The sequence below is a fragment of the Zunongwangia profunda SM-A87 genome, from assembly GCF_000023465.1.
GTDB lineage: Bacteria > Bacteroidota > Bacteroidia > Flavobacteriales > Flavobacteriaceae > Zunongwangia > Zunongwangia profunda.
This window is the reverse complement of record NC_014041.1, coordinates 3,575,562-3,588,040: the sequence shown is the minus strand read 5'-3', so window position 1 is coordinate 3,588,040 and position 12,479 is coordinate 3,575,562. Positions and strand designations below refer to the sequence as shown.

The following is a 12,479-nucleotide window of genomic DNA, read 5'->3' as shown; positions in this document are numbered from 1 at the left end:
TTAACTCAGAGCTTTGTTGTACACAGTACTTTTATTCCCATTTTTCTATTAAATCAATTACTCCGTTTTTAATTCCGACATAGAAATTACCATTCTTTAATTCGGGAATTATGGTTTGGTCAATTACTTTTTTACAGATATCGTTTGTCAAAATCAGTTCGGTTCCAGTTCCAGTTGCAATTCCTATTTTTCTACAAGGATTGCACATAACAATTGTCAGTCCATTGTTTTTTTCAGCGTCTCCAACTCCCAAATAATTGCTTAAGTCAGTCGCAAATTTTTGAATATCGGAATAAGGGGAAATACTGTCAACTGTAACAACAACTATTTGTCGAGTTGTTTCAATGTTATAATCATAAATAATATCCGATAGTTCTTTCCGCTCTGAAGGACTGAAAATACGACCATAGTCATTTATTATTTGACCTTTAAGCTTCGTTTCTCTGAACTTTTCAATAGTTGAGAAGTCAAATTCAGTAGCGATATTTTTAGTATCCGTTTCTTGAGCAGTTCCTTTGCAAGAAAGCAAATTCAAAATCAGAAATAGGATTAATATTTTAATTCCGATTTTCATTTTATCACTTCTTTCCATTTGTTAGATTCTGCAAAATCTTTTACAATTCGGTTTCTTTCAGTTAGTAATTCAGTCATATATTTTTTAAGAAACAGCTTGTCCGCTAACTTTCCTAAAATACCAAAAGGCGATTTGTAATCAAAAAAATCAGTCATTAATGTTCCGCGATTCGATTCCGCAAAGTGATGTTCGTGCTTAAATTCCGCAAACGCTCCTTTAACCATTTCGTCCGCAAAGTAATTCGGTCTATCATATTCCGTTATTTTGGAAGTCAATTTTTGATAGATTCCAAAGTGTTTAGCTCTCCAAGTTACACTTTCATTTATTCCAATTAATCCGCTCATTTTTCCAGCGATTGCTTCTTCATTAGTTTGTCGGGTCGATATTTTGTGCAAATCGATACTTCGAGACAAATCAAACACGATATTTCTGTCGGCTTTTATTTCAGTTTTAAGTTTGATTCTCGGCATTTTTGGAGTATTGTGTACAACGTATGGATAGCACAACAAGCTGTGTTATATCCATTTTAGTTAAAACACTAATCTAGTAGATTTTTTATTGTTTTAAAAGTATTTGTGGCTGTGTGCACATAAATTTCAGTGGTTTTTTGAACGGGTTAGCCCATTACATTTGATAATCGAGTGACTATTCATAAACAGAGGCTTAACGTCCAATATAGTTTAAGCTAAAACAGCTATTTTTCCAGAGAAGTTTAGCGGCAGTCAATACGGCGTTCGTATTTAGCTGTAATAGCCACACGAACGCCGGTTGTGGTAATTTTGTTAGTTTACATATTCAAATATGGTAGAATAAGTATGTTGTTCAGAATGTTCTATGGAGACTTTTGTTATTTTAGCCGATGTTGGATAGTTATCATTATCATATACATAGTTGGCATTGATTGTATAAACAACATCACCTTCTTCATTTTTATAGATAATCTGAGAGGGGTTATTCACAGGGAAAAACATCCTTGCCTTTAAAATTTCTGGAACCTGTGGCTGGATGCCAAAGTTTAATCGTACACCATCTAAAACCTCGATGATACCAGCAGCCTCTAAAGTATAAAAATAAGGATTGTGAGTATCATCATAAGAGACATCTGCTGTATAAATTTTGGTAACATAGCTATCCGAATCAATATAATATTCTTCTTCATAAAACTCAATCTTTGTAGGGTTTCCGTTATCGTCATAAACTAGAACTTTACCTGTCTCAAATGCGTTATATGGAGATTCATATAATTCAAAAATATTAAGATTATCACTTCCTCCTTTAATATTAGTTAATTCATCATCATTATTATAAGTGAATATACCAGTTTCGATACCGTTATTTATGGTATTTAGGGAACCATCTGAAGTATACGATAATGAAATGGTTTTATCGTCTTGAGGATCTTGAGCTGAAATTATGGCTACAGAGCTTATTAATTTTTTTTCAGTATCTCCGTTAGCATCATCAAACTCTTCTGAGACTGAATCATTGCTACAGCCAAATGTCAAAATTAAAGCAGATAAAAGAGAAATTGAATAGATAGGTTTTTTCATTATTATTTGTTTGAATTATAAATAGATTATGTTTTAAATTGCTTAATTCTTGCTAGTGTTAGCACTTCACTCTACTGCTAATAGACAACAAACTGAAAACCCCGAAAAGATCTTCGTAAAATGAGAATAAGCACTGACTTATAGCCATTTTTAAACTTTGTTTTTTATTTGTTGGTAATATTCATTACTATTTCCATCCTCAGGAAGTCCGGCAACTTGTCCATCTCCTAATTCCATTATTATCCAACCTCCATTTTTCTTTTTTGCAACATCCATGGTGAAGAAGTCGCTATCGATTCTTTTTGCAGTCTTTTTAAAGAAATCAATGTCTGGTTTTTCAGCGTCATAACTTCCTTCTTCCCAATAATTAAAAATTTGAACTACATGCTTATTCAAGTATACAATTCTAAATTCTTTTGTTAACGGCATTGTACTTTTTGAGTGATCCGTCAGAAATTCCAAATCTTCAAATTCTCTAAAAACAATTTCCTCATTTAGATAATCACTTCGTAGCTCCAAAAATCTGTGGACTATTTTTTTCACTTTAATTTTGTCAGCAGCATTAAGGATAAAACAAGCATCATTCCAGTTGTGTTTTTCAGATTTTACAAACTCTTTTACGATTATTGGTTGATCTCCAAATTCATTGGTGAGTTCAATGATGTTTGCATTTGATAAATCTTTAGTCCAATTTGATTTTGGTTTTTCTCCCGCAATTTTGTTATAAGAGTTTGGTAAATAATGACCATATTCATATTCAGTCGAATCATGGATTAACTGAATGTTTTTCTTTAAAAGTTCATTGTACAATTGCTCGTAAAACTTTGGCTTCGTCATCCAGCCATGATAAATTCCATATTCTTTAGATTCATCGTTTTCGATGAATTTTAGCGTAGCATTCACATTTCCATCAGTCAGTTTTTCGAAACTAAAAACCTGTGTTTCAAGTCCGCTTTCTTTTGCGGAATCAAATTCAGATTGATAGGCAGGTTCGACTACTTTATTGTCAATTACACTATCGCATACACTATCGCAAAAAATAATTTTCATGGGTTCGTTAAAAATGCTGTGCAACGGAGGTATGATATGACAAGTTTTTTATCTATTATTGAAGCTACTAATCTAAAACCATTTTTTATTTTTTAAAAAGTATTTACAGCTACATACGTCTAAATTTTAGTCATTTTTATGGATTGTAGTCCCATTAGAACTGTTATTTATCCTAAATCAACCCAGCCTAACGGCTACTGTTAAAATATAAGCTAAAATAGACCAATTTCCAGAAAAGACTAGCGGCAGTCATCAAAGAGTTGATGTTAGGGTATACCTACCAATTAGCGCTTATTTATTGTAAGCAGTTTTTTATTCATTCAAAATCGTAATCAATTTTTTTTGTCAAGTACTACAACCGATAAGTTTTATTGTCTTACCGCCGTAACGTATACGAGACCAGTATGTAAGGGGGGAGGGGAGCACTCCGTCATTTGATGGCGGAGTACATCCACTGGGCTTGAGGTTAGTGCTTAATTTTTAATTTCAAATTTTTTTATTGTTTCAGGAGTTACTGGTGTAAATAAATTAACTAAATTACCGTCAGGATCACGGAATAAAAGCGATTTGTTTCCCCAAGGCATTGTTGTTGGTTTTTGAACGATGTAAGGTTTTAAGAAATCAGCTAAGCGTTCATAATCTTTTTCGACATCATCTACTAAAAACTCGATAATAGCACTGCGGTTTTGCGAAGCCTGTGCAACATCTGCTCCACCAAAAAATTGTAATGTTCTCGTGCTTCCTATAGCTAAAGTTGCTGTTTTTGTTTGCAGCTCGGCAAAATCAGGTGTGTATTGCACTACCGGCATACCTGTTACTTGCTCATAGAATTTTACCAAACCGTTTAAATCGGCAGTAATGATGCGAATGGATACTAAATTCATTTTTTTAGATTTTTAATTACGCAGCAAAAGTAATTTCAGGTTATGACACAGGTATGTCAGGGGTCTTGAACTTTTTTTCTTTTTCTGCCAAATACTCCTGTAAGGTGAGCTTATGAGGAGCAAATTTTAATTGTGTTTGATCAATTTTCAGCATTCTGTCCAACCGAAACATTCTGTAATCCTTTCTTAATCTGCAATACGCAATGAGTGTCCAATTCTCTTGTAAACTGTAATACAATGCAAAAGGCTCTATTAGCCTTTCGGTTGTTTTGTTTGCATCTTCACTTTGATAGGTAATAATAAGCGCTTGAAAGTTGGTCAGCGCATTTTGGATTAACATGAGCGAATTACTTGTATTTATACCTGATATTGCAGGACTAACAGCAACTCGTTTTGATATCAATTCTGTTTTTTCTCTGGTGGAATATCGCAGAACTGCTTTAATTTTATTGATGGCTTTTATATATTCTTTAATAAGTGAACTGTCCCTGTTTTTAAGTACTAATTGTTCAACTGTAATTAAAGCATTTGCCTCGTTTTCGGAAAACATGATTGGTGGAATTTTATAACCCTCCATCAGGGAATATCCTTTCCCTTCTTCGGTCAATATAGGCACTCCTGCTTTTTCTAATGCTCTAATGTCGCGATAAATTGTTCGAACACTTACCCCAAATTTTTCAGCAAGACTTGTTGAAGTAATAAGTTTTTGTGTTTGTAGTTGGGTTAAAATTGCAGTCAGTCTTGAGATTCTCTTAATGTCATTGTCTTTCATTGTAGGTGTGACGTTTTATTTTTTTTCGCATTACCGCCAACGGGCTGTGTAAAAATGGGGCGTTTAAAAGGACGCCATTGTCGGCAGAAGCCAAAGCTCATCGGAAGGGGGAACCTTTTGGTTTTCCTATCAGCCACGCTATTTTTTACACTTTTTTGGCAATAGTTTTCTTTCAATCAAAAGGTAGTAAATCAGGTTCCATGAATTTCATTTTTGCCTTTTCTGAATTATAAATGTCAAATCCATAGTGACAAGACATTAATTCTGTAAAATTATTTTTAAGTCTTGGAAATTCAATCATAAATTCCTGAAAGCTAATAGAATCAGATTTGAGCATAAAATGATAAACTACTTTGATTGCAGCAAAAGTCAAAGTTGTGTTATATTTGTTTTCTGCCCCAACCGATTTGATATATTCTCGCAATTGACGTGGTATGTTAGTTTCGGCTTTCTCAATTCCATATTTTTTAATGTTTATCCACGTCAATCTCAAATGTGCTTCGTGAGTGAAAATCTCTGGATTTAATTCGCAAATAATAAACTGCTGTTCAAATTCAGAATCGGATAGTTCAAAATGTTTTTCCATTTTTTTCAAATTATTGCCAACGGTCTCAAATATGGACAGTTGCGGGTTGATTAGCCAGGTTATGTCCATTTAAATAAATATACCTAAAAACATCGAATATCGATTAAGTATTTAGCCACAATTGACCATACGCATTGTTACCCAAAGTAGTGAAATTATTTTCTGAATTTTTTTAACCAAGGATTTTTTATTTATTATAAAAGTATATCCACAAAAAAATGAAAATTATAGATAATGGAGCATTTAGAATATAATCAGGATCTCCTTTTAGAATTTTTGGCCCGGCATTATATAGATATATTGGTTTGTATTCTCTCTTTACTATAATTACATGAATAACTCTCATAATCTGATGAATAATTAGGAAAATCCAAATTAATTGTAATCCGTTTGCTGCATTACCTCTCTTATAGTTTAAGCTCTCAAATTCTAATAAATATAAATGTAAAAAAACTTGAGCTATTGAAATAATAAACCATATGCCATATGAATATAGTTTTTGAAGAGATTTATAATTAAATACACATACTAAGATGGGAGTGAGAAAAGTATAATAAAATACAAAATCTTTAGCCTCAGGATACTGACTATTGACTAATTTGATAATAATTCCAGTAAGAGTTAAATAAAAGACTATTGGGATAATGTCATATTTATTTAATTTTGAAGTCAATAAAATAAAAAAAGTATTTTTAGAACCCATTTTTATAATAATTCAAAATTGCGAATTTAATTTTAATAGCTTTAATAAACATTAAATTGATTCTATTTCCGTCCTTAATTTCGGTAAATTATTTTTTAGATTTGATTTAATTCTATTTTTAGGGTCTATTCGATTATGAGCTATTTTGGGTAACGGTTTGCGGTTATCACAAGTTGCGGGATTAGGGATGCGGACTTGTCGGCTTAACGTTTGTGGTTCTTGGTTTCTAAAATTACACTTTTTACGATAATACCCGTAATTTGAGATTAACCGCTGTTGGGCACAGTAATGGAGTGCTTAAATTGTAATTTAGAAATTCATTTTGAGTAAAATTCTCATTTTTAAGTTTAACTTTTCCATGAAGAAGCCTCTTTATATCCTTTTTCAAAATTCTCATATAAAGATTTTAAAGTCCTAAAATTTTTCTCATAATATGGGGTGTAATTAGCTTCAAGTTTTTCTAAATATTCTTCCAGTTCTTCTTTATCTCTCTTAAAAAATGCTAAAGTTCCTTTATAATACCACCAAAATAATTTATCATCTTTTTCTGAGCGACCATCCATTGATTTATTTAGATAAAAAATTGCTTTTTCATAATCATTTAAATATCCATAACTCCGAGCAATATGTAGATAATCTGCGTGCTCATTTCTTGTCGAATCTGATTGCACTTGATATAATAGATGACTAGCCATTTTTAAATACTCTCCGTCTCTTTCCATTTGATACCAAGCAGGTTCGTATTTCTTTTGTCCAAAGGTCAAAGCAGAAATAAGAAAAGATATTATTAGTAAAATATATTTCATTTTGAATTTTTGTAATTATTGTGCCCAACTTACGGATAACACAACTTGTTGTGTTATATCTATTTTAGATAACGTACTAAATCTAGCGCATTTTTTATTGATGTGAAAGAACTTGTAGCTACATGAGCGCAAATTTATGTAGTTTTTTGGATTGGTTTCCCGTAAAAAATCAACCTGCATTGCTCTAAAATCCCCGATAGTCTAACGGCTAGTATTAAAATGCTCTCAAGGAAAGAAACTAAACTCCATAGAGACTAACCGACAATCGCGAGAATTATAGCGAACTGTTTTAGTCAAAAGATGGCAAAAAGGTTTTAATCGTAAGTGAAAAAGCAATGGATGAAGTTCTCTATATATCCGGTAGCTACCAGTTGATTCCAGGTTTCTCTGAAAAAACTATAACACATTGCTTAAAGTATGGAATAGTTTCAACTGTTGTAAAGAGCGATTGAAAAGTTGGATGGTGAAGCGTCGTATGGGAGCACGTACAGAGATCCGTTTTTAGTTAGGAGCTCATGGGTTAGGGTTCATTTTTAGTTAAACGAGCGTCTGAACTCCAAAGGCGAAAAATTCGTCTTTGCCCTGAAAAGTTTGCTGAATGATTGTGAATGTTCAAAGCCAAGTTCATAGGCAATTTCGCTTACAGACAATTCGGAGGTAGATAGTTTTTCTTTGGCTTTGTCTATCAGTTTCTCGTGAATGTGCTGCTGCGTGTTTTGTCCTGTCAGTGTTCTAAGCAAACTACTTAAATAATTTGGAGAGACGTTTAACTTCTCAGCAACGTATTGAACTGTAGGTAATCCTTTAGATATTAAATTTTCGTTGTTAAAATGATCAGTCAACAATTTTTCCAAACGTTCCAAAATTTGATGATTTGCTTTTTCTCTGGTAATGAACTGACGATTGTAAAACCTTTCGGAATAATTAAGTAATGTTTCAATTTGTGAAACAATAATTTCCTTACTGAACTTGTCGATATTCGAATGATATTCGAGCCGTATGTTCTCTATGATTCCGTTGATCGTGGCTTCTTCTTTTTTTGAAAGAAACAAGGCTTCGTTTACCGAATAATCAAAAAATTCATATTGACTAATTTTTTTTCCAAGTGTTGTGTTCCAAAGAAAATCAGGATGAACGAATAATACCCACCCTGATTGTTTTAATTCTTCATCTTTGTTGTCAAGTATAATGCTGAAAACTTGATTGGGCGACAAAAAAGACATAATTCCATCATTAAAATCATATTGGTGTTGCCCATACTTTAGTTTGCCATTCGTAACCCTTTTTAAGGCAATCATATAAAAATCCAATACTAAACTTTTAGCTTTATCAGCGTGTAAATGTTTCGCATTTTTAAAATTTACTACACTAATTAGCGGGTGTTCAGGTTTAGGGAAATTTCGTAGCCGATGAAATTCATCTATGGTTTTAATTCTTTTTGTCATTCTCTTTTTTCTTTTGAACTTCCAAAACAAGTTTACCACGAACATGCCAGGTTTCACTTTCTTTATGCGCTTCTTCGACCTGTTCTAACGGATAAACTTTGCTTAAAAAAATTTTAATTTTTCCGTCTTCAATCAACTTTGCTATCTCTTGTAAATGTTCGTGTTTTTGCCCCGCAACCATTTCACCTTTAATGTTCTTTTTGGCAAATAGTTTATTTACTTTCTCATTGAAAGGAAAATCAACATTGGCAGTTACATAAATGCCACCGTTTTTTAAAACGCTTACGCTTTTCAAGCGTTCATTGTCATCACGAACTGGCGAAGCATCAAACACAAGGTCTATCTTTTGCAGTATTTTTTCAACATTTTGTGTTTTGTAATCAAGCACTTCATCAGCGCCGATTTGTTTCAAAAATTCAAGGTTACCTGAAGAAGCTGTTGCAATAACATAAGCACCTTTTGCCTTTGCACCTTGTACTGCAAAGTTACCAACTCCGCCCGAAGCACCAAGAATAAGGACACGTTGCCCTTCTTGTAGTTTTCCAAGTTCAAAGAGTCCCATCCAAGCAACAAGTGCAGTTAAGGGAACGGCAGAGGCCTCATTGAAAGAAATATTTTTAGGTTTGAATGCAAATTGAGTTGCTCTAGCTGCGACAAATTCTGCATAGCTTCCGTTGCCAGGAAAATTTGGGCAACCAAATACTTCATCTCCTTTTTTGAAGCTAGTTACATTAGTTCCAACCTCTTCCACAATGCCTGCTGCATCACATCCTAATATCAACGGCAACTTCAAAAGAGGCCTTAATAGGTCATTTCCACCATTACGAATTACACCATCAACAGGATTAACACCACTTGCAAATACTTTTACTAAAATTTCATCATCCATAGGAATTGGAAGTTCCGTTTCTTGAATTTTCAGAACTTCCGTTCCTCCAAATTCGCTAATTATTACTGCTTTCATATTGATTTTTTTGTCTGTGTAAAATTGCAATACTTTCCCCAAAAGGATGTATCCAAAACAGCTGTTGTTGTAGTCAAAATGAAATCTCAATCATTTTGGATGTTGGGTGGACTTGTTTGTTCTGCTGATATATGAACGTTGCTTGGTCAACCTTGCACCCATCGTGTTTGAATAACAAGTAGCGTGAAATTTTGAGTTAATTTTCAATCTCACCAGAAGCTAAAACTTTTGATTTGATGACTTCCCAAATGTAGCAAAAATTTGGGTTAAGGAAACACGTAAATATTTGTCATATAATGTATTGGGATTTTTTTTTCTGCCACCAAGATATTTATTTGCATCCAGTTTCCTAAACCTTTTCCACTTTTATAACTAATAAATGCTAATGTCGTTTCTGTTTTATTTTTAGACCTTGTGAAGCTATGTATTATTAGACTTTTTTCTTGAGAATGAAAAGAGAAAGAATGCCAATGTCCGTTTTTTCCATCTTTGTAACCATAACCTTTTAGTTCAAATTATTTATTCTCAGATTTTACATCCTTATTATTTTGATAAGCTATTTTTCAGGAATATTTACTTCGTAAATTTCAGCTCTTGAATAGCTACCTGGAGAAAAAGATCAAGCTAGAAAATAATAGAAAAATTCAATTAACATAAATCCGATTCAAAGTAATAGAAACTTATATTTCCATATGCTCAATTTTGTTCTAACGGATTTTTTTTAATAAAGTACAACGTATGTATAAAACAACAATTTGTGTTATATCTATATTATTTCAAGTACTAATCTAGCGGATTTTTTATTGATGTGAAAGAACTTGTAGCTACATGAAATATAAGTTTATGTAGTTTTTTGGATTGATTTACACCTGTATTGCTCTAAAAATCTTCGATAGCTTAACGGCTAGTATTAAAATGCTCTAAAAAGAAACTAAAACTTTTAGCGGTTAATCAGCAATCTCGATGTAGATGCACCAGTTTAACGACCAGTTGCCAAAAAGATTCCGATCATAAGTTGAAAATAGTAATAGCAAAATTCTCTTTATGTCCGGTAGCTACCAGTTGGTTCCAGGTTTCTCTGAAAAACCTATAGCCTATTGTTTAAAGTATGAAATAATTAAAGAGCGATTGAAAAGATGAAGCGCCTTATACGAGACCCGTACGCTGGTTGGTGTGATGGGTGCAGTCCCTAAAGTCCGTCATTTAATGGCAGAGTCATCTACTCGATTTTGTGCAGCTTTTTTATTTACATAAATAGTTCTTCTCCCTTTTCAATTTTCTTGTTATCCCTAAAAACACTCAATGTTCCTATAATTGAATTATGATTAGCCTTAATAGTTGTGGTTTTGTCATTTTTTAGATTTATTACTTTAATTCCGTAATTAGTTTTTCCAGTTTGGGCTAAATATTCTGCATATACTACATATTTATTATTCTCAACTTGAAAATATAAATAACTCAAATCCATGCCTTCATTTGCTTTTCCACCACCACGTAAATAATTAGAAAATTTAAATTTTTTCCAGGAGTTCAATTTTTCATTAGGATATTCAAATTCGATTTTGTTTTCCGTCCCATATCGGTAAACTAGATACTTATCTGATTTATCCTTTGCAATTGTGAGTCTCTTATTATTTTGAGTTTTAAATTCAAATAAGATTTGCTCATTTTCCAGACGATATTTCTGTCCAAAAGTGAATATTGGAATAAGAAATAAGATAACTAAAATTGATTCCTTTGCCATTTTTTTAATGTCTAGTCCTGAAAGGTTATTCCAAGTTACGGTATTAGGGATACGGACTTGTTGGATTAACCATTTTCTCTGTTGGTTTCTAAAATTATACTTTTTGGGTAAAACCGTCTTAAGTTTATGGTGGATCGACTTGTTGTAAACTCGGAAAGACCCAGATTAATTTAGATTTTGATTTATTTTATTCTCTAATTCGTTACTCATTAGATTTTTGCTAATTATAATTCCATTTTTATCAATAAGTACATTTGATGGAATCGAAGAAATTCCATAAGCTTTAAAAACTTCTCCTTCCCAGCCTTCTAAGTTACTTAGCTGTGACCATGATAAATTATCTTCATTTATTTCGTTGATCCAATTGGTTTTAGAATTATCCTTTGAAATACTAATGATATTCAAACCTTGTGAATGATATTTATCATAAACTTTTTTCAGAGTTGTATTCATTTTTAGACTCCCTTCACATGTTGATGACCAAAATTGAATGAGCGTTAATTTCCCGGTGAGGTCAGAAATCTTTTGAAGTTCGGCTTTCTTATTTGGAACTTGAAAATCTTTATATTTTTCACCTATTCCCGGCATGTCTTTTTCCAGGAAATTAGCAATTTTTTGACCTAAAGCAGAATCACGAACGTCTGTGGATAAAGTCAAATAGAGTTCTTTTATTTCTTGGTGGGTCATTCTTCTATTTCCCTGTAGAAAATATGCACTCACTAATGAATTAGGATATTTCTTTATAAAATTAATTTCTCTTTTCTTTATGGTATCCTGAGGTAGATCTACAATATTTGCGTGAACTTCACTTCGTATTTTTTTAGATAAATCTTGACTTTTTGATCCATCAACAACTGCGTCACTAAAATTTGTATTTGATGCATCTAAAGTCATTTTACTCCCTTCTATCCAAAGTTCTTTAAAGTTTTTCTTATCCTTTGTAAATAACATTGAATACATCATAGACTCCTCAAGTTTTGTATTCATCGTAAAGTTATTATTCTCAACTTTTGTAGAATCTATAAATTTCCCGGTTACTAAATCTCTTAGAAAAAGATAAGTTCCGTCTTCTATGTTTGAAGTTTTACCAGTTAGAGAAAATTTATTTTGTTGAGCACTTAAATTTAAACTATAGAAACAGATTATTATTAGTAGAAACCTCTGCATAAAACTTATAGTTTTTAGTTCGAATTTTTTTCGAGCCTTATTTAAAAGGTGTTTGTATAATACTAGTTGCGTGGTTTAAGCATGTAATTTAACAAATACAAACCGAATAGAAAATCCACAAGGATTTTCGTAAGTAGGCAACAACCGAGCAATTAATTTTATACGTCCACAGATATTTTTAATAAATTCTATATTCAGTAAAATAATAATGAGCAAAAATTATACTTCAATATC

Annotated in this window: 12 protein-coding genes; all 12 read right to left on the bottom strand. The window is 32.3% G+C overall.

Annotation, left to right across the window (positions count from 1 at the left end; genetic code table 11):
* Positions 1-31: 31 nt before the first annotated feature.
* The 12 genes from ZPR_RS15675 to ZPR_RS15615 all read right to left on the bottom strand — a co-directional run bounded on the left by ZPR_RS15675 (position 32) and on the right by ZPR_RS15615 (position 12,245).
* On the bottom strand, positions 32-592 hold the full coding sequence (locus ZPR_RS15675) for a TPM domain-containing protein (protein WP_233421311.1): 561 nt from the start codon (positions 590-592) through the stop codon (positions 32-34).
* Positions 571-1,044 (bottom strand): SRPBCC family protein, encoded by a 474-nt coding sequence (locus ZPR_RS15670; protein ID WP_041578998.1) that lies wholly within the window; start codon positions 1,042-1,044, stop codon positions 571-573. The genes ZPR_RS15675 and ZPR_RS15670 overlap by 22 nt, the downstream gene beginning before the upstream one ends.
* A gap of 312 nt (positions 1,045-1,356) precedes the next feature.
* Positions 1,357-2,124: a hypothetical protein gene (locus tag ZPR_RS15665; protein ID WP_013072719.1), complete on the bottom strand. Its 768-nt coding sequence runs from the start codon at positions 2,122-2,124 to the stop codon at positions 1,357-1,359.
* 150 nt (positions 2,125-2,274) lie between these two features.
* The gene (locus ZPR_RS15660) at positions 2,275-3,174 is read right to left on the bottom strand and encodes an ATP-grasp domain-containing protein (protein ID WP_013072718.1); all 900 of its coding nucleotides are present in this window, start codon (positions 3,172-3,174) and stop codon (positions 2,275-2,277) included.
* Between the two features lie 473 nt (positions 3,175-3,647).
* Positions 3,648-4,058: a VOC family protein gene (locus ZPR_RS15655; protein ID WP_013072717.1), complete on the bottom strand. Its 411-nt coding sequence runs from the start codon at positions 4,056-4,058 to the stop codon at positions 3,648-3,650.
* Between the two features lie 40 nt (positions 4,059-4,098).
* Complete coding sequence (locus tag ZPR_RS15650) at positions 4,099-4,830, bottom strand: helix-turn-helix transcriptional regulator (RefSeq protein ID WP_013072716.1); 732 nt, start codon at positions 4,828-4,830, stop codon at positions 4,099-4,101.
* 172 nt (positions 4,831-5,002) lie between these two features.
* Complete coding sequence (locus tag ZPR_RS15645; protein WP_013072715.1) at positions 5,003-5,416, bottom strand: hypothetical protein; 414 nt, start codon at positions 5,414-5,416, stop codon at positions 5,003-5,005.
* A 1,050-nt stretch (positions 5,417-6,466) separates the two neighbouring features.
* On the bottom strand, positions 6,467-6,925 hold the full coding sequence (locus tag ZPR_RS15635; RefSeq protein ID WP_013072713.1) for a hypothetical protein: 459 nt from the start codon (positions 6,923-6,925) through the stop codon (positions 6,467-6,469).
* 533 nt (positions 6,926-7,458) lie between these two features.
* Positions 7,459-8,370, bottom strand: coding sequence for a helix-turn-helix domain-containing protein (locus ZPR_RS15630; RefSeq protein ID WP_013072712.1), 912 nt, complete (start codon positions 8,368-8,370; stop codon positions 7,459-7,461).
* A complete protein-coding gene (locus tag ZPR_RS15625; RefSeq protein ID WP_013072711.1) occupies positions 8,354-9,334 on the bottom strand; it encodes an NADP-dependent oxidoreductase in 981 nt (326 codons plus the stop codon). Before ZPR_RS15625 ends, ZPR_RS15630 begins: the two co-directional genes overlap by 17 nt.
* Before the next feature lie 1,246 nt (positions 9,335-10,580).
* On the bottom strand, positions 10,581-11,078 hold the full coding sequence (locus ZPR_RS15620; RefSeq protein ID WP_013072710.1) for a hypothetical protein: 498 nt from the start codon (positions 11,076-11,078) through the stop codon (positions 10,581-10,583).
* A 165-nt stretch (positions 11,079-11,243) separates the two neighbouring features.
* Complete coding sequence (locus ZPR_RS15615) at positions 11,244-12,245, bottom strand: TlpA disulfide reductase family protein (protein WP_013072709.1); 1,002 nt, start codon at positions 12,243-12,245, stop codon at positions 11,244-11,246.
* Positions 12,246-12,479: the final 234 nt, after the last annotated feature.

Coding starts and splice junctions, on each gene's coding strand:
- ZPR_RS15675 (WP_233421311.1), bottom strand. CDS start 592: ATGGAAAGAAGTGATAAAATGAAAATCGGAATTAAAATATTAATCCTA.
- ZPR_RS15670 (WP_041578998.1), bottom strand. CDS start 1,044: ATGCCGAGAATCAAACTTAAAACTGAAATAAAAGCCGACAGAAATATC.
- ZPR_RS15665 (WP_013072719.1), bottom strand. CDS start 2,124: ATGAAAAAACCTATCTATTCAATTTCTCTTTTATCTGCTTTAATTTTG.
- ZPR_RS15660 (WP_013072718.1), bottom strand. CDS start 3,174: ATGAAAATTATTTTTTGCGATAGTGTATGCGATAGTGTAATTGACAAT.
- ZPR_RS15655 (WP_013072717.1), bottom strand. CDS start 4,058: ATGAATTTAGTATCCATTCGCATCATTACTGCCGATTTAAACGGTTTG.
- ZPR_RS15650 (WP_013072716.1), bottom strand. CDS start 4,830: ATGAAAGACAATGACATTAAGAGAATCTCAAGACTGACTGCAATTTTA.
- ZPR_RS15645 (WP_013072715.1), bottom strand. CDS start 5,416: ATGGAAAAACATTTTGAACTATCCGATTCTGAATTTGAACAGCAGTTT.
- ZPR_RS15635 (WP_013072713.1), bottom strand. CDS start 6,925: ATGAAATATATTTTACTAATAATATCTTTTCTTATTTCTGCTTTGACC.
- ZPR_RS15630 (WP_013072712.1), bottom strand. CDS start 8,370: ATGACAAAAAGAATTAAAACCATAGATGAATTTCATCGGCTACGAAAT.
- ZPR_RS15625 (WP_013072711.1), bottom strand. CDS start 9,334: ATGAAAGCAGTAATAATTAGCGAATTTGGAGGAACGGAAGTTCTGAAA.
- ZPR_RS15620 (WP_013072710.1), bottom strand. CDS start 11,078: ATGGCAAAGGAATCAATTTTAGTTATCTTATTTCTTATTCCAATATTC.
- ZPR_RS15615 (WP_013072709.1), bottom strand. CDS start 12,245: ATGCAGAGGTTTCTACTAATAATAATCTGTTTCTATAGTTTAAATTTA.